This window comes from Streptomyces sp. NPDC050508, from assembly GCF_040655155.1.
GTDB lineage: Bacteria > Actinomycetota > Actinomycetes > Streptomycetales > Streptomycetaceae > Streptomyces.
On sequence record NZ_JBFAJJ010000002.1, the window covers coordinates 365,025 to 381,828 of the forward strand.

General features: G+C 67.8%; 14 protein-coding genes. 8 read left to right on the forward strand and 6 right to left on the reverse strand.

Going from position 1 to position 16,804, the window contains the following annotated elements; genetic code table 11:
* Window positions 1-294: 294 nt before the first annotated feature.
* The 4 genes from AB0I69_RS06790 to AB0I69_RS06805 form a co-directional block, all read right to left on the reverse strand.
* Window positions 295-2,796 (reverse strand): carbohydrate-binding protein, encoded by a 2,502-nt coding sequence (locus tag AB0I69_RS06790; protein WP_363094492.1) that lies wholly within the window; start codon window positions 2,794-2,796, stop codon window positions 295-297.
* A 201-nt stretch (window positions 2,797-2,997) separates the two neighbouring features.
* Window positions 2,998-4,143: a galactonate dehydratase gene (gene dgoD / locus AB0I69_RS06795; RefSeq protein ID WP_363094493.1), complete on the reverse strand. Its 1,146-nt coding sequence runs from the start codon at window positions 4,141-4,143 to the stop codon at window positions 2,998-3,000.
* A gap of 67 nt (window positions 4,144-4,210) precedes the next feature.
* Entirely contained in the window at window positions 4,211-5,008 is a 798-nt protein-coding gene (locus AB0I69_RS06800) for an SDR family NAD(P)-dependent oxidoreductase (protein ID WP_363094494.1), read from the reverse strand.
* A gap of 141 nt (window positions 5,009-5,149) precedes the next feature.
* Complete coding sequence (locus AB0I69_RS06805; protein WP_363094495.1) at window positions 5,150-6,184, reverse strand: LacI family DNA-binding transcriptional regulator; 1,035 nt, start codon at window positions 6,182-6,184, stop codon at window positions 5,150-5,152.
* A gap of 311 nt (window positions 6,185-6,495) precedes the next feature.
* Between AB0I69_RS06805 and AB0I69_RS06810 the strand changes: the two genes are divergently transcribed.
* The 7 genes from AB0I69_RS06810 to cutA all read left to right on the forward strand — a co-directional run bounded on the left by AB0I69_RS06810 (window position 6,496) and on the right by cutA (window position 13,088).
* The gene (locus AB0I69_RS06810; RefSeq protein WP_363094496.1) at window positions 6,496-7,764 is read left to right on the forward strand and encodes an extracellular solute-binding protein; all 1,269 of its coding nucleotides are present in this window, start codon (window positions 6,496-6,498) and stop codon (window positions 7,762-7,764) included.
* A gap of 160 nt (window positions 7,765-7,924) precedes the next feature.
* A complete protein-coding gene (locus AB0I69_RS06815; protein WP_363094497.1) occupies window positions 7,925-8,797 on the forward strand; it encodes a sugar ABC transporter permease in 873 nt (290 codons plus the stop codon).
* A gap of 97 nt (window positions 8,798-8,894) precedes the next feature.
* On the forward strand, window positions 8,895-9,812 hold the full coding sequence (locus AB0I69_RS06820) for a carbohydrate ABC transporter permease (protein ID WP_363094498.1): 918 nt from the start codon (window positions 8,895-8,897) through the stop codon (window positions 9,810-9,812).
* Window positions 9,809-10,504 carry a bifunctional 4-hydroxy-2-oxoglutarate aldolase/2-dehydro-3-deoxy-phosphogluconate aldolase gene (locus tag AB0I69_RS06825; protein WP_363094499.1) on the forward strand — a complete coding sequence of 232 codons (696 nt, stop codon included), beginning with the start codon at window positions 9,809-9,811 and terminating at the stop codon, window positions 10,502-10,504. Before AB0I69_RS06820 ends, AB0I69_RS06825 begins: the two co-directional genes overlap by 4 nt.
* Complete coding sequence (locus AB0I69_RS06830) at window positions 10,501-11,472, forward strand: sugar kinase (protein ID WP_363094500.1); 972 nt, start codon at window positions 10,501-10,503, stop codon at window positions 11,470-11,472. Before AB0I69_RS06825 ends, AB0I69_RS06830 begins: the two co-directional genes overlap by 4 nt.
* A gap of 47 nt (window positions 11,473-11,519) precedes the next feature.
* Window positions 11,520-12,572 (forward strand): lactonase family protein, encoded by a 1,053-nt coding sequence (locus AB0I69_RS06835; protein ID WP_363095016.1) that lies wholly within the window; start codon window positions 11,520-11,522, stop codon window positions 12,570-12,572.
* A gap of 183 nt (window positions 12,573-12,755) precedes the next feature.
* Complete coding sequence (cutA, locus tag AB0I69_RS06840; protein ID WP_363094501.1) at window positions 12,756-13,088, forward strand: divalent-cation tolerance protein CutA; 333 nt, start codon at window positions 12,756-12,758, stop codon at window positions 13,086-13,088.
* 4 nt (window positions 13,089-13,092) lie between these two features.
* Here the strand turns inward: cutA and AB0I69_RS06845 are convergent, their stop codons facing one another.
* Window positions 13,093-14,421, reverse strand: coding sequence for an XRE family transcriptional regulator (locus AB0I69_RS06845; protein ID WP_363094502.1), 1,329 nt, complete (start codon window positions 14,419-14,421; stop codon window positions 13,093-13,095).
* Window positions 14,422-15,183: 762 nt separating this feature from the next.
* Between AB0I69_RS06845 and AB0I69_RS06850 the strand changes: the two genes are divergently transcribed.
* Window positions 15,184-16,356, forward strand: a complete 1,173-nt coding sequence (locus AB0I69_RS06850; protein WP_363094503.1) for a methyltransferase domain-containing protein — start codon at window positions 15,184-15,186, stop codon at window positions 16,354-16,356.
* Here AB0I69_RS06850 and AB0I69_RS06855 read toward each other — a convergent pair.
* Entirely contained in the window at window positions 16,353-16,643 is a 291-nt protein-coding gene (locus AB0I69_RS06855; RefSeq protein WP_363094504.1) for a GntR family transcriptional regulator, read from the reverse strand. The genes AB0I69_RS06850 and AB0I69_RS06855 overlap by 4 nt on opposite strands.
* Between the last annotated feature and the right edge of the window lie 161 nt (window positions 16,644-16,804).

Consider the following 16,804-nt stretch of genomic DNA (forward strand, 5'->3'; position numbering starts at 1 on the left):
CGGCAGCCTCAAGTCACGTAGTTCCCACCGCACAGCGGAACTTGGGCGCCGGCATGGCTCGGCACGGCCGGGCCGATGGGCGAGTCGGTGGGCGAGTCGTTGGTAAGTGACACGGCATTCCTGCCGTGCCTGGGCAAGGTCGTCAGGGAACGGTCGCATGACCGGATTCAAGCATGTGTTCGATTTTCTACGCCACCATGCTGCTCATGGCCGGATCCTAATGGGGGCATCCCGGCCGACCAGGTCACGAGACGAACCCCCGGGCCATCGACCCGGGGGTTGCTTGTCTGCCTGTTAGGGCAGCTTGACCAACGTGAAGTCGTCGCAATAGCCCGCCGCCGAGCCGGAGTTCTTGTAGCAGTACACCGACGCCGCCGTGTTGGAGACACCCGTCGTGAAGAAGATCGGCTCCTGTGTGTACGTCGTCGTCGAGCCCCGCAGGTACGTCTCCGTCCCGCCGAAGCTCTTCACTCCTACGGCCACCTCCTCACCGGCGGTGCCCACCTTCGCCCAGGCCGCCAGCAGGTAACTGCCGCCGGACGTAAGGCCACTCACCGTCTGGATGGCTCCGCTCGCGCTCACGCCCGTCTGCAACGAGTACGTGCCGGTGCGGGAGTTGGACGAGACCACGCTGGACGCCGTACCCGTGCTCTGTGTCCACGGAGTCAACGCGCCCGTCTCGAAGCCGGGGTTCGTGACCGCGTTCGTGGCGGACGACAGGGGCTCCACCGCCAGGTCGTCGCAGTAACCCGCCCCCGTTCCACCGGCGTTCTTCCAGCAGTAGACCGTGGCCGTCGTGCTGGAGGAACCCGTCGTGAAGACGATCGCCGCCTGGGAGTACGCCGTCGACGCCACGTTCGTGTAAGTCTCCGTGCCGCCGAAGTTCTTGACGCCGATGGCCAGGGTCTCGCCCGCCGTGGCCACCTTGCCCCAGCCCGTCAGCAAGTACGACGTCGACGGGGTCAGACCCGTCAGCGCCTGGTTCGCGCCGCTGCCGCTCGCCGCCGTCGTCAACGCATCAACTCCCGTACGGGAGTTGGATGCCGTCACCGACGACGACGTACCGCTCGCCTGTGTCCACGGGGACAAACTCCCCGTCTCGAAGCCCCCGTTGGTGAGCAGGTTGCCGCCGGTCCCGTTGTACGCACCGATGTTGGGGGCCGCCGTAGCGGAGACCGCGTTCCCGTACGCGTCGTAGCCGCCGTTCGAGGCGATCACCGTGCCCGCTCGGATCACCGGGGACGACGGGTGGACCTGGTACGCGTTCTTGCCCGTGTACGACGAGGACGTGTTCGTGTTGCCGGTGTTGCGGAACTCCGGGTCCGCCGTCACCTTGGCCGCGTCTGCCGGCTCGCGGGACGGGTGGTTGCCGTAGAAGAGGTTGTTGGAGTACGTCGAAGTGCCGGTGGTGGTGAAGTAGTTGCCGGAGCCGTAGTTGAAGACCGCGTTGTTCTGGAAGGACAGCGCGCCGCTGATCGATGTGCCCGCACGGGAGTACAGGATCGGGGTGCTCAGGCCGTCCCGTACCGAGAACGTGTTGTTGTAGAAGAGCGGGATCGCGGACGAACTGCCGCTCTGGTTCGGGACTCCGCCCACGAAGTGGAGGACTCCGCCGCCGTGTGTTTGCGTACCCGACGTGGGGCAGCCCGAGTTGCTGCCGTCGTTCTCGCTGATGTTGTAGCGGACCACCGTGCCGTCGCTGGGGACCGTCGACGTGGGCTCGTTGGCGATGGTGAAGGGGGGCATCACCAGCAGGAAGCCGCCGAGGTTCTGGTGGCTGTAGTTGTACTGGAACGTGGTGTTGTGGTTGCCCCAGTCCACGTCGAAGCCGGTGCCGTCGGCGCCGTTGATGTGGCAGTAGACCTCGTTGTTCTGGACGACGGTGTTGCTGCTGCCGGACATCCAGATGCCGGCCGAGGCGCCGTTGCAGTACTGGCCGGACGGCGGGCAGGTCGACTTGGCGCCGCCGTAGCCCGCCTTGTTGCCGTCGATCAGGGCGCCGTCGTTCTTGACGACGAGGATGTCGTCCGCGCCGTCGTACGTCATCGTGTTGTTGCGGATGACGGTCCCCGTGGTCAGGCCTGTGCCCTGGCCGTCCGCGTCCGGGGTCACCGCCACCGCTATGCGGTCCACGTGGTCGAACGTGTTGTTCTCCACCACCACGTCGTTCCATGTGGAGATGGGGGTGGTGTGGTCGGTCTGGACGCCGATGCCCGCGTTCGTCGCGTACCAACCGCCGCCGTAGCCCGCGATGTTGTGGATGTACATGTCGTGCACGCGGATGTGGTGCAGGATTCCGCCGGAGCTGTTCTCGGCCAGGACGCCCGAACGGTAGGCGGGCGACGAGGCGTTGTCGATCAGTTCCAGGCCGCCTATGTCCCAGTACTGCTGGTTCACGAGGTGGATGACCGCGCCCGTCGCGCCCGCCGCGTCGATGATCGGCTTCGCGCCCGAACCGTACGACGTCATCGAGATGTTGCTGCCCGAGGCGCCCGAACCGCCGGGGGTGAGCTGGCCGGTGCAGGTGGTGCCAGCCTTGAAGAGGATGCTGTCGCCTGCGGTGAAGGTGGTGCTGTTGACGCCGGTGACCGTGTTCCAGGGGCTGGCGCTGGTGCCGGTGCCGTTGGAGGAGGCCGAGCAGTCCACGTAGTAACTCGTGCCTGCCGCCGCCGCGTTGGTCGCGGTGACGGGGACGAGCAGGGCGCCCGCCATCGCGGCGAGCAGGGCGAGGATTCCCGGCTTTCGGCGGGTGGCGGAAAGTGGTCTGCTGGGAGAACCGAATCTGCGACGCTTCATTGCGCGCTCCTTGGATGGGTGGATGTGTCCCTTGCCGCTGCGTGCGGCGAGATTCCCCTCTTCACCAGGCGCGATGACCGGTTGCCGCCGGTGCGCCTGGAGCGTGTGGCGCTGTCCCGACGCCGGATTCGACGGCGTCGGGGCAGCGTGGAGCCAACAGCCCTGCCAGTTGAGCCAGTTGAGTCAGTTGAGGAACTTGGGCTACCAGGACGCCAGTGAGCCGTCCGCGTTGCGCCAGACCGGGTTGCGCCAGCGGTGGCCGCGTTCGGCGGCGGCCCGGACCTTGTCCTCGTCGACCGTGATGCCGAGGCCGGGGGCCGTCAGGCGGTGGATGTAGCCGTCCTGGACCTCGAACGGGGAGGCGTCCGCGAGGTAGCCGAGCAGGCCGCTGCTGTCGCCGTAGCCGATGCCCAGGGACTGTTCCTGGATGAGGAAGTTCGGGATGGCGAAGTCGAGTTGGAGGCTCGCGGCCAGGGCGATCGGGCCGAGCGGGCAGTGCGGGGCGACGAGCACGTCGTAGGCCTCGGCCATCGCGGCGATACGGCGGGTCTCCGAAATGCCGCCCGCGTGGCTGATGTCGGGCTGGGCTACTGCAATGCCGGCGCCGAGCACCTCCCTGAAGTCCCAGCGGGAGAAGAGGCGTTCGCCGGTCGCGATGGGGATGGAGGTGGCGCGGACGACGTCGCCCAGGTCGCGGGTGAACTCAGGGAGGACCGGTTCCTCGACGAACATCGGCAACAGCGGTTCCAGGTACGGGAGTACGCGCCTCGACATCGCTCCGCTGAAGCGGCCGTGGAAGTCCAGGGCCAGGTCGCGGTCCGGGCCGATCGCTTCCCGTACGGCGCTCACCCTGGCCACGATCGCGTCGATCGCCGCGGGGGTCGCGAGCGGTTCGAGTTGCGCGCAGGGGTTCATCTTTACGGCGGTCAGGCCCTTGGCGACCTGCCCGGCCGCCGACTCGGCGAGTTCCTCGGGACTCTCGCCGTAGAGCCAGCCGTAGATACGGACGCGGTCGCGGACGTGGCCGCCGAGGAGTTGGTGCACGGGGACGCCGTGGGTCTTGCCCGCGATGTCCCACAGGGCCTGGTCGATGCCGGCGAGCGCGCTGCTGAGGACCGGGCCGCCTCGGTAGAAGCCGCCCTTGGCGAGCATCTGCCAGTGCTCCTCGATGCGGGCGGGGTCCTGGCCGGTCAGGTAGTCGAACATCTCCTCGACTGCCCTGGCCGTGGTGTGGGCCTTGCCCTCCACGATGGGCTCGCCCCAGCCGGATATCCCCTCGTCGGTGTCGACGCGCAGGAAGAGCCAGCGCGGTTCGACGAAGAACAGCTCGTATCCGGTGATTTTCATTGCTGCGGACCTCCGGGTCCTACGGGTATTACGGGTACGGGGGGGCTACGCCGGTGAGCCTCGGGGCCTACTCCTGCGAGCTGATGCTGCGTCCGCCGTCCACGACCAGGTTCTGGCCGGTGATGAACGACGCGTCGTCGGAGCCGAGGAAGGCGACGGCCGCGGCGATGTCCTCGGGTTCGCCGAGCCGCCCGACCGGGGTCCGGGCGGCCGTCTGGGCCCGGTACTCGTCCGGCGCGTCGGTCCACAGACCGGTCTCCACGGCACCGGGCACCACCGCGTTGAACCTGATCCGGCCCGCGTACTCGACCGCCAACTGCCGTACCAGCGCGCTGACTCCACCCTTCGCCGCCGCGTACGCCGGGAAGCCGCTGAAGCCGAGCACCGCGTGCACGGAACCCGTGACGACGACCGCGCCGCCGGATGCGGTGAGCAGCGGTACGGCCGCCCGAACGCCGTAGAAGACGGAGTCGAGGGCGAGTCGGAGGTGGTCGTGCCAGGAGGTGTCGTCGAGTTCGTGGATCGCGCCGGGGAGGTTGCGGCCCGCGTTGAGGTGGAGGAGGTCGAGGCGGCCGGTCCACTCCTCGACCGTCCGCACCGCCTCCGGCCAGGCCTCGGGGCTCGTGACGTCCAGCCCCAGGTGACGGGCTCGGCCGCCCTTGGCGCGGACCTCGTCGGCCACCTTCTCGGCACCGGCCGCGTCCACGTCCGTGACCAGCACGGACGCGCCCTCGTCGGCGAGGCGCCGGGCGGTGGCGGCACCGATGCCGGACGCGGCGGCGGTGAGGAGGGCGGTGCGGCCGGTGAAGCGAGAGGCGTGCGGGTCGTGACGGTCGGCAGGGCTGTCGGGGATGGTGCGGCTCATGGCGTTCCTCTCGGCGTGACCGGCCCGTCCGGTCATCCGTCAATCGGTACTGTCCTGCGTTCGTTCCTCGGTACTGCCCTTCGCCCCTCCGTCCGACCGGCGGAACCCGTAGGGGAACAGGGGAACAGGAACCCCTACTGGTCAGCCCGTAGTACCCGGCCGAGCCGTGGACGCCCGCAACACCAACCGCGGCTCGGTCGGCACGACCACGTCTCCCGGTGACTCGCCCCGGATCTCCGCGACCAGGGCGTCCACCGCGGCCGTGCCCAGTTCGTGCAGCGGCATCGCGACCGTCGTCAGCGGCGGTGTCAGGTAAGCGGCCACCGGGAGGTCGTCGTTGCCGACCAGGGAGATGTCCTCGGGGATGCGCAGGCCGCGCTCGTGGATGGCCCGTGTCGCCCCGATGGCCTGGGCCAGCGAGCTGGTGTACAGCGCGGTGACCTGCGGTTGGCCCTCGGCGGGGGTGAGGAGTTCGCGGGCCGCGGCGGCACCGCCCTCCTCGGTGAAGTCGCCGGAGGCGACCGGTGCCGCGACGAGTCCCAGTGCGGCGGCGTGCCGTAGGAACGCGTCCCGGCGGTCCTCACTGGGGGTGATCCCCGAGGGGCCGGCGATGTGGCCGATCACCCGGTGACCGAGTTCGTGGAGGTGGTCCAGGGCGGTGATGCTGGAGCGCGCCACGTCCATCGTGACGTTGCGGCCCGAGTCCTTGACGGCGCGGTTGAGGAAGACGTGCGGAACCGGGTTGCGGCTCAGGGTCTCCAGTAGGGGGTGGTTGGGGCGGGCGGAGGCGATCAGGAGTCCGTCCACCCGGCCCTCCTTGACCAGGTCGTTGAAGGTGTCGTCGGCCTCCTGCCCGTCGAAGTCCTCGGCGAGCAGGGAGAGATAGCCCAGTTCACGGGCGCGTTGGTAGGCGCCGCGCGAAATGGTCACGTACGTGGGGTTGTTGAGGGCCGGCACCAGCAGGGCCAGGGCGTGGGTGCTGGCCCCGGCCAGGGCGCGGGCCCCGGAGTGGGGGCGGTAGCCCAGGGCAGTGGCGACCTCGTGGACGCGCTGTCTGGTCTCGGGGCGGACGGACAGGTCCTGCCGTCCGTTGAGCACCTTGGACACCGTCGCCTTGGAGACTCCCGCCTCCCGTGCGACGTCCACCAGCCTTGCCCGTACGGGCTGTTCAGCCACCCGAATCCTCCCTGACTGCCGGGTTCGCCTGGGGTGTGGCGTTCGGCATGCGGTGTTGCGTTTGACCTCTTGACACCTTCTGGCGCCGCAACCTAGCGTTCGCCGAAGTCGTTGGTCAACCGGTTTCCTTGGATGGATTTCAGTGATATATCCATTCAGGCCCGGCAAACCATGACGGTCCATACACAGCCGACATGACGGTCCACGCACAGCCGACGGGACTCGGCGAACATCGCGGACCTCCAACTTTCTTCACAAACCCCTGCAAGCACGACGAAATCGGCATGCGCCGATGATGGGTGAGGTGTGCAATGAAGCGCTCCGGGAGACTGCTCGCGGTCGCCACCACGGTCGCCGCCCTGGCGACGTCGCTCGCCGCCTGTGGCGGCGGATCCGACTCGACCTCCGCGGACGGGACGGTCACGCTCCACGTGGAGGCGTGGAAGGGCGGCGGCGCGGAGCCGGCGAACATCGCCGAGATCAACAAGGCCTTCGAGAAGGCGCACCCGAAGATCAAGATCGACTTCAAGTACACCACCGCGGACCCGACTTACACCCAGAAGCTCCAGCCCGAGCTGCTCGGCGGCAAGGCCGGCGACGTCATCATGGTCGACGCGGACAAGATGAAGAAGTGGGGCGCCTCCGGCTACCTCGCGGACCTGTCGAACGAGTCGTGGACCAGCTCCATATCGTCGGCGGCAAAGCCGTTCACGCAGAGCGGTGGCAAGACGCTGGCCATGCCGATGGAGCTGATCGGCATCGGTCTGTACGCCAACATGGACCTGCTGAAGAAGGCCGGGATCACCGAAGTCCCCGCCGACTGGCCGACGTTCCTCGCCGACCTCGCGAAGATCAAGAAGGCCGGCATCACGCCCATCTCGCTGCCGGACAAGGCGGGTTGGACCGGTAGCTCCATCTTCCAGGCGAGCGGTTCGACGACCGTCTACCAGAAGAACAAGCAGTGGGACACGGACTTCCTGGCCGGGAAGACCTCCTTCGGCTCGGACTGGAAGGAGCCGCTCGACCAGCTCAAGTCCCTTGGCGACAAGGGCTATGTGAACTGGAAGAACGAGCTCGGCGTCGACGAGTGGTCCCAGGGCCCGCAGGACTTCAGCGCCGGCAAGAGCGCCTTCTGGTACCAGGGCGCCTGGCAGGTCTCCAACATCAAGAAGGCCGGTTTCCCGGTCTCGTTCGCGCCCTGGCCGGGCGGCGCCGCGGGCACCAAGCCGAACGCGATGCTGTTCTCCGGCACGGCGTGGGGCGTCAACTCCCAGTCGCAGAACGCGGATGCGGCAAAGGAGTACGTGAAGTTCTGGTCGCAGAGCGCGAACCTCGCGAAGTACCTGGACGCCGAGCACGCCGAGTCCCCGTTCACCGGTGGCACCACACCCGACTCGACGGAGACGACCATCTTCAACACCGCCTTCAAGGAAGGCCGTTACCGGGTGCTGCCCTCCAACACCTGGTACGGCTCCCAGGCGGAGACCGACACCGGCTCCAAGATCCAGTCGTTCCTGCTGGGCCAGTCCGACGCGGCGAAGACGCTGAAGGACATCCAGACGGCGGCGTCCGCCAAGTAGCCGTACCGGTCGGGCAGTTGGACTGCCCGACCAGTCGAACACCGGCCGGGTGACCAGACCGGCCGGGTGATCGAGCCGGCCGTACGGGACCGCCGCAGCCCGCCCACCCCGTTCCGTCAACTCCCCCAAGGGGCCTGTCGGCCAAGGAGGTTGATCCCCCGTGTTCCACCGACGGCGTGCCACCATGGCCGCCTTCCTGCTCCCCGCGATCGCCATGTACGCGCTCTTCATCCTGTATCCGCTGTTCCGAGGCGTGTACCTGAGCCTCACCGACAGCGTCGGCGGCCCGATCTCCCACTTCGTCGGCATGGACCAGTACAAGGCGATGGCGGACGACTCACAGGTCTCCGCGGCCCTGTGGCACACGGTCCTCTACGCCGTCGTGGTCGTCGTCGTGCAGAACGGCCTCGGGCTGCTCTTCGCGTCGATGCTGTTCCGCCGCCCGAGGGTCCGAAAGGCCCTGAACGTCGTCCTGTTGACCCCGACGCTGATCTCGCCGCTGATGGCCGCGTTCATCTGGTCGTACCTCTTCGCGCCGAACGGCGGCCTCAACGCCCTGCTCGACGGGGTCGGCCTCGGCGGACTCAAGCACGTCTGGCTCGGCGACCCGTCGACCGCGCTGTACTCGGTGGCGACCGTCAACATCTGGATGTTCACCGGCTACTCGGGCGCGATCTTCCTCGCCAGCTACATGAGCATGCCGACCGAACTCCTGGAGGCCGCCGCCCTGGACGGCGCGAGCGGCTGGCGGCGCTTCCGCAGCGTCGAATGGCCGCTGCTGGCACCGGCGTTGACCGTCAACGTGACGCTCAGCCTGATCGGTTCGCTCAAGGTCTTCGAGTTCCCGCTCGTCCTGACCAACGGCGGCCCGGCCGGCGCCACCGACACCCTGACCCTGCTCGTGTACCGCAACATCTTCGGCGGCGGGAAGTTCGCCTACGGCGTCGCCGTCGCGGTGCTGCTCCTGGTGACCGTGGTCGTCCTGTCCAGCGCGACCAACTCCCTGCTCAGGCTGCGCGAACGGCGCGTATGACGACGTACGGACGCCCTCAAGTACGTACGCACGCGGGCCAGTTCCCCGTCGGCACGGTCGGCCTCGTCGGCATCGTTGGAATCGGACGGATCACCCCATGACCTCACCCCTCACAACTCCGGTCCCCGCACCGGAAGTCAGCCGCCCCTCCGGGAAGCGGGACGCGCCCCGGCCCCGCACCGCCGAGCCATGGACCCCGCGCAGACTCGCCGCCGGCCTCGGCACCACGGTGCTCTGCCTCGGCACGGTCCTCTTCGTGCTGCCGTTCGTGTTCACGATCGTCACCTCGCTGCGTACGGCGGCGGACGTGGCGCGCTCCCCGCTGGGCGTGCCGCACTCCTTCACCCTGAAGAACTTCACGCAGGCCTTCAGCCAGATCCACTACGGCACCAGCACCCTCAACACCCTTCTGATCACCGGGCTTTCGTGCGTGCTGATCACGGTGCTCGGCGCGCTCGCGGGCTACCCGCTGGCCCGGATCACCGCGGGCTGGTCCACGGCGGTGTACCGACTCTTCATCCTCGGCACGTCGATCCCGGTGTTCGTCGTCGTGGCACCCCTGTACCTGCTGATGCGCGACCTGAACCTGCTGGACACCTACGCGGGCGTCGTCTTCATCTACACCGCGCTCAACCTGCCGTTGGCCGTGTTCTTCTACACCAGCTTCATCCGCCAGGTCCCGACCGACGTGGAGGAGGCGGCGGCCCTCGACGGCTGCGGCGCGCTGCGCACGTTCTTCGTCATCATCCTGCCGCTGCTACGACCGGTCACCAGCACCCTGTTGACCTTCATCTCCCTGCAGATCTGGAACGACCTCCTCGTCCCCCTCGTATTCCTCCAGGACCCGGGCAAGCGCACGGTCATGGTGAACGCGTACTCCTTCATCGACCCGCACACCGTGCAGCCGACCACCCTCTTCCCGGCAGCCCTGCTCGGCGTGCTGCCCCTCTTCGTCATCTTCATCTTCTTCCAGCGCCAGATGGTCGCCGGAATGTCGGCGGGAGCGGTCAAGTGACGGATCATCAGGTATCTGGGGCTTTTGAACGGCCCGCCCTCACCCCCCAGTTGACCAGCACCCGGGTCATGGCCATCCTCAGGTCGGCCGACGCCTCCGGGCTGCCCGCCGCGGCCCGTGCCCTCGCCTCCGGCGGGGTCACCTGCCTGGAGGTCACCCTCACCACCGCGGGCGCGCTGGACGCCATCGCCCGCATCAAGGACGAACTCGGCGCCGCTGTCTCGGTAGGCGCGGGCACGGTCCTCACCGCTTCCGACACCCGGGACGCACTGGCCGCGGGCGCCGAGTTCCTGGTAGCCCCCAACGTCGAACCGAACGTCATCCGAGCCGCAGCGGATATCGGCGTCCCCTTCTACCCGGGGGCGTGGACGGCGACCGAGGTGATCACCGCGTGGCGGGCGGGCGCGGCGGCCGTGAAACTCTTCCCGGCGTGTACGGGCGGCCCCACCCACCTGGCCCAACTCCGCGCCCCACTACCGGAGATACCGCTCATGGCGGTCGGCGGCGTGGACCTGGAGGCGGCGGGGCAGTACATGGCCGCGGGGGCACTCGCCGTGGGCGTCGGCTCCCCGCTGCTGCGCGGAGCCGACCGGGACCCCGCCCCGGAGGCGCTGAGCGCCCTCACGGCACGGGCACGCGCACTGCTGAAGACGGTCAGGCCCGACACCGGGGCCGAGGAGAAGCTTCTATGAACACCCGCAAGCCTGTTGAGGGTGACGAGCCCTACCTCGTCACCGTGGGCGAGACCCTGGGCGTCCTGTCCGCCGCCGGCCCCGGTCCGCTCGCGCTGGGCACCACCCTCCGCCTCGGCATCGCGGGCGCCGAGTCCAACGTGGCCATCGGCGTCAGCCGCCTGGGCGGCCGGGCCACCTGGATCGGCCGCGTGAGCGAGGACGAGTTGGGCGAACTGGTGCTACGAGAGCTGCGGGCGGAAGGCGTCACCGCGCTCGCGGTACGCGACCCGGCCCCAACTTCCCTCCTCCTCAAGGAGAAACGCACGAGCACGCATCACCGGATGCGGTACTACCGGACGGCGACGGCGGGTGTACACCTGCTCCCCGAGGACATTCCGGAGGAGGTGGTGGCGGGGGCGGCGGTCCTCCACATCACGGGCATCACACCGGCGTTGGGGGAGGGCCCGGCGCGAGCGGTCCGCCGCGCGGTGGATGTGGCAAGGGGCGCAGGGGTGTTGGTCTCCCTCGACATCAACTTCCGTTCATTGTTGTGGAACGAGGCCGAGGCGAGGGAGGCGGTTTTGCCTCTGCTGCGGGACAGCGACCTGGTGTTCGCGGGCCCGCACGAGGCGCGGTTGGCGGTTCCGGATCGTCACGAGCCCGAGGAACTGGCCAAGGGGATCTGCGAGTTGGGCCCGTCCGGTGCGGTGATCAAGCTGGGCGCGGAGGGAGCCTTCGCGCTCATCGACGGCCACCCCTACCGCCAACTCGCGCTGCCTGCCCGCGTCCACGACTCGGTGGGCGCCGGAGATGCCTTCGTCGCGGGCTACTTGGCCGAACTCCTCTCCGGCGCACCGCCGTCGGCCCGCCTCAACACGGCAGCCCGCCTAGGGGCGTTCGCGGTCGGCACGGAGGGCGACTGGGAGGGCCTCCCGCGCCGAGCCGAACTCTCCCTGCTGGACCACCACGACGACGTACTCCGCTGAGGAACTGAACTCATATGCCACAAAAGACAGTTGATGATCCGTCAATGATGCCTGGGGCCAGGCAAGTTGTCGTCCTGACTGGTTCATACACGCCGGACACGGGCGGTGAGGGGGTAGGTCTGACGGCACTGCGTCTCACACCGGAGGACGGTCTGCGTGTGGTGGACGATGTGGCGGCGAGCGGCGCCTCGTACCTCGCGGCGCACCCGACACTCCCCGTCGTCTATACGACGCACGAGTCGACGCCGGGCGCGGTGAGCGCGTTCGGCCTACGGGAGGACGCGGCGCCGGTCCCCCTGGGAGCCCCCCTGACCAGCGGCGGCGCGAACCCGTGCCACCTCACGGTCCACCCGAGCGGCGACTGCCTCCTCACCGCCAACTACGGCACGGACACGCATCCCGGCACGGTGGCGGTCCACCGCCTGGACGCCGACGGCAGGCTCACCGACCTGACGGACGTGGTCGAACACAAGGGCTCGGGCCCGGTGACCGGCCGCCAGGAGGGCACCCACGCCCACCAGGTCCTCGTCGACCCGGCCGGCCGTTACATCCTGGCCACCGACCTGGGCGCGGACACGGTGTTCACGTACGAACTGGACGCCGACGCGGGCAAGTTGAAGCTCGTCGCCGCTTCCCAACTCCGCCCGGGTTCCGGCCCCCGCCACCTCACCTTCGCCCCGAGCGGCGACCTGGTGTTCAGCGCCGACGAACTCTCCTCGACCGTGACCTGCCACCGCTACGACGCGGAGACCGGCACCCTGCACGAACTGTCCCGGGTACCGGCGACGGCCGTAGCGGACGTCCCCAACCAACCCGGCGGCATTGTCACTTCCGACTGCGGACGCTACGTCTGGGTCAGCAACCGGGGTGCGGACACGGTGGCGGGGCTCCGGATCGCGGGCACGACTCTTGAGCCCCTCGGGGAGATTCCCAGCGGGGGTAACTGGCCTCGGGGGCTGACTGCGGCACCGGGGCATCTGCTGGTGGCGAACCAACACAGCGGGACTGTCGCGGCGTTGGCGGTGCTGGAGGACGGGACCTTGGCGGAGTCGGGGGTGATGGCGGCGGTGGCTTCGGTGGTGTGCGCGCTCGCGGTCTGAGCGGTCTGACGAGATTGTGAAGGTCTGCGTACCTACAGGCGCGCCACAATTCGCAGCGCTGGTACGAACATTGATGGCCGAGTCAGTGTGGACCGAACTGTTCACAGGGTCGCTGATTGGTTGGCCCCGCAGCAGAGGTTGGCACCGGCGACACCGTAAGCCCGCAGAGGTACGCTCGCGCCCATGACCGACTACCTTCAGGTGTCCACAGCGACAGAGACCCGTGAGGCAGCCGTCAAGCTGGCCCAGTCCGCGGTGTCGTCGAGGCTGGCTGCGGGCGCCCAAGTCATCGGCCCTGTCATTTCCGCCTTTTGGCATCTTGGCGAGTTCGGGACCGGAGAGGAGTGGCAGCTACTGCTGAAAACGCGTGCAGACCACTACGACCGTCTGGAAGCGCACCTGCTGAAGCACCATCCGTGGGATAGCCCCGAAATCGTGGCCGTACCGATCGTCGCCGGATCAGCCGCCTGCCTGCGTTGGATCGACAGCAACCTTTCGGACGGATCGGTGGACTGACGTCTCAGGAGCGTGCCATCTCCAAGACTTCGGCAACGGCGGGCACAGCACGGTGAGCGCCCAGTCTCCGAATGACCACCGCCATACGCTCACGCGGTCGAACCGAAGCTACGCCAACCGAGAGTTCCAGAGCACGACCGGTGACAGCTGCCGCTTGTTCGATCTCCCCGGATGTCACATACGCGTCGGCCAACCATGACAAATACAGGCTCTTGTCCCGTGCATGCGTTTCGTCGTACTGGCTCAGCGCCTTTTCCAAGGCAGGAACTGCACGTAGAGGACGTCGCAACTCCGCCCAGCAACGGCCGGTCATAATCTGAAGTTCGTTGCCGTCAACCCACGCCGCCCAATCAGGCTGCGGATTCTGATCTTTCTCACCAAGTGCCACCTCAGCCGCTTCGAGTTCCTTTTCGGTCCCGCCAGCGTTTCCCGCCACAGCGTAAGCCCACGCAAGACGCTCGTAGAGGAGCGCACGAACGCTGGCTGGAGCTTCGGGTCCGGCCGTCCGGCAGGAACGTTCAGCTATTTCCACACCGGCTGACCCATCCCCGTTTCCGGCTTGGTAGGCAAGGAACGCCAGAGCGTTTCCGGCAAGCGCTGAATCGTCTGCCTCAGATGCCGCTTCGTAGCTGTCTTCATAGAGGCCACGCGCCACGGCGTGTTTGCCGCCGTCGAATGCGGCCCAACCCGCTTGCTGCGCTTGTTCTGCGAGAACCGACAACAGCTCCCGCCGAGTCTCTTCCGAGTAACTGCCATCACGGAGCAGGCCCTTGGTCGCCTGAAACTCGCCGATGTAGACCCGGTAGGTATCACCGCCACCGAGCACATCGTCCAGGCGCCGCAGCTGCGCTGTCCTCCGTCGAAGTTGTTCAGGCACCTTGCTGCCGATCCTCTGGCTTGTACCCAGAGGTTCGACATCAGGCAGACCTACGGCCAGCCCAACACCTGCCGATACCTTGAAGAATTCTCTACGCCGCACTGGTTCTCCGTCTCGCTGTGTGGAAATGACGCGTGCGGACGCCGTAGCAACATAAGGTTCAGCCACCTCCCAATCGCGAGAGACAAGACCGAGCATGTGTCCAGGGATACGCAAGGCATCTGCAATCTGCGCGATTTTACTGAACGTGCTGACTCGGCCTTCCCCACGAGCAAGTGCTCCCACTCGCTCCGGTTTCATGTCGCACTCAGCGGCAATCTTCGAGTAACTGATACCTGCCTCGCTCCGCGCGATCCGGAACACGAAGCCGAAGTCGTGAGCCGCAATCGCGGACCGCACATCCTCCCTGCGCAGCATGTCGCGCGGTAGCGCCGTTGGCGGTTCGTATGCAGTCATCTGAGCCCCGTCGCACCTACTGGTGACAGTGTGTAGCACTGACTTGACTATCAGCCTACCCATCATGGGGGTACCCGTGAGAGGGAAGGCAGCAGCGTTGCTCGGCACCAGGGTTGAAGACGGAGAGACCCCATCCCCGGAAAACCGGGGCCATGGCCAACCTGGTTGGGAGTGCTGGCATATGCCCCGAGACGTAGAGGCCCCACCACGGGACCGTCGGCAGGGTGAGGTCTCTGCGGCGAAGTGCGTAGCCCAGGACTTCACACAACCGGGGTTCTGGTACCAGCGAATCAGATATCGGTCGTTGTCCAGCACCGACGTCTTGTCCGTCGATTGCCACGCCACAACCAACCCAGCTCAGGCTGTCCGCAAGATCCGGGTAGATGTGCGGACGTCGGTGGCCGCGCTCCCGACGCAGGAGATCTTCCGTGCTGTGGCCTGGGCCGACGGGGACGGTTGCATCGGCGCCATCGCAGCTCTGCACCGAGGAGAGCCCTGCGGGTTTTCTCTCAGCACCCATGACGCGTGGATCGAGTGGACCGTACGGCCTGTGATCTTCCTGTCGTTGACCGGCTCTGATCCGTTCGCGGATTGCTCACGAACGGAATGTCGGACGAGCCGACCAACCGTGTACTAGCGAGAGAGGAACAACATGATGCTGGAAACAATGCACGCCGGAGGGGGAGACGGCGGTGACGGTCTGCCGGGCGAGCCGTGGCCCGTGCCGCCCGAGCCGCCCTCCCCCGACGGTGGTCCGCGCTGATGGATTCCGAGAATCACGGGGTGCGCACCGAGTTGGGCTGCTCCCTGCTCAAGTCGGGGGCGCTGAACTCCGATTGGCTTCCCTCGTTCGCCCTCGTCCGGCGAAGCGCGTTCCTGCCGGATCTCATGTGGCCGTACGACATGGCCACCGCCCGGACCGTGACAGTCGACAGGACCCAAGACCCGGAACTGTGGCACCGATACACGGAGGACAACGTCCCGATCGTCACCCAGTGGGACGACGGCCGGCATCGCGGACCGGAACCCGGCGACGTCCCCACCAGCTCCATCTCCATGCCGTCGGTCGTGTTCTCGATGCTGCGGGATCTCGAAGTCCGCCTGGGCGACCGGGTGTTGGAGATCGGCGCCGGTACCGGCTACAACGCCGCCCTGCTCGGCGTACGCCTCGGACTCTCCCAAGTCGTGTCAGTGGAAGTCGATCCCGCCATCGCGGCGGCAGCCCGGGCGGCACTCGAACGGGCCCGGTTGCCCGTCACCGTCATCACCGGAGACGGCTTCGAGGGGTACGAGAGGGGCGCTCCCTACGACCGCGTGATCGCCACGGTGGGGTTGCGCGAGGTGCCCTTCGCCTGGGTGAAGCAGACCTCGCCGGGCGGCGTGATCGTGGCACCCTGGGGAACGCACTTCAGCAACCAGGACGCCGTAGCCCGACTGGTCGTCTCGGCTGACGGCGCGGGCGCCTCAGGACTGTTCACCGGCCCCGTCGAGTTCATGAAACTCCGCTCGCAGCGTCTCCCCTTCGCCGGGCACAACGCCTATGCGCCGACCGGAGTGCGGGGAGCGAAGACCTCGTCGACGACCCTGCCGGAGGGGGTGTTCACCGGAGGCGCGTTCGATACGGCCGTATTCGCGATCGGTCTTCGTGTTCCGCGATGCACCCACAGCGTCGCGTCGAAACGCGAGGGCGCCCGGCCGGTCTGGTTCTACGGGCTCGACGACACGTCCTGGGCCTGCGCCTTCTTCCGCGAGGGCCGCACCGAGACGACCGTCTACCAGTCGGGGCCGCGCCGGCTGTGGGACGAGGTGGAGTCGGCCTATGGGTGGTGGGAGAGCGTAGGCAGGCCGGGGCATGAGCGGTTCGGGCTCACCGTCGACGCGGAAGGGCAGACCGCGTGGCTGGACGAGCCCGGGGAGTCCGCTGCCGTCGGCTAGGAAGCGTCGCCGGAATCGTCCGCGGGTGCCTGCGCCGTTCGCTCCGCGACGTAGGTTCCGCGCCCTTGCCGGACGAACAACCAGCCCTCGTCGACGAGGAGGGCGATGGCCCGCCGCACCGTCGGACGGGAAAGGCCGAACTCGTCCCCGAGCCGGGACTCGGAAGTGATCGCCCGGTTCGGCTTCCAGTCGCCCCGCTGGATCCGGGCGCGCAGGATGCCGGCCAGTTGCTCGAACGGTGCGTCCGGCACATCGCGCTCGATCTCGCCATCAGGCCCATACGTCATGGCCCGATGGTAGACCCCGCCCTACCTGGAGACACATCCAGATACGCAACTCTACGGACCCTTACGTCCCTTTACGTGTGCTGACGTAAAGGGCTACAGTCGGCGCCAACAAGAGCGCCCCAGGACGGAGGCAACCGTCCCGGGGCGCAGTCCGATCAGCT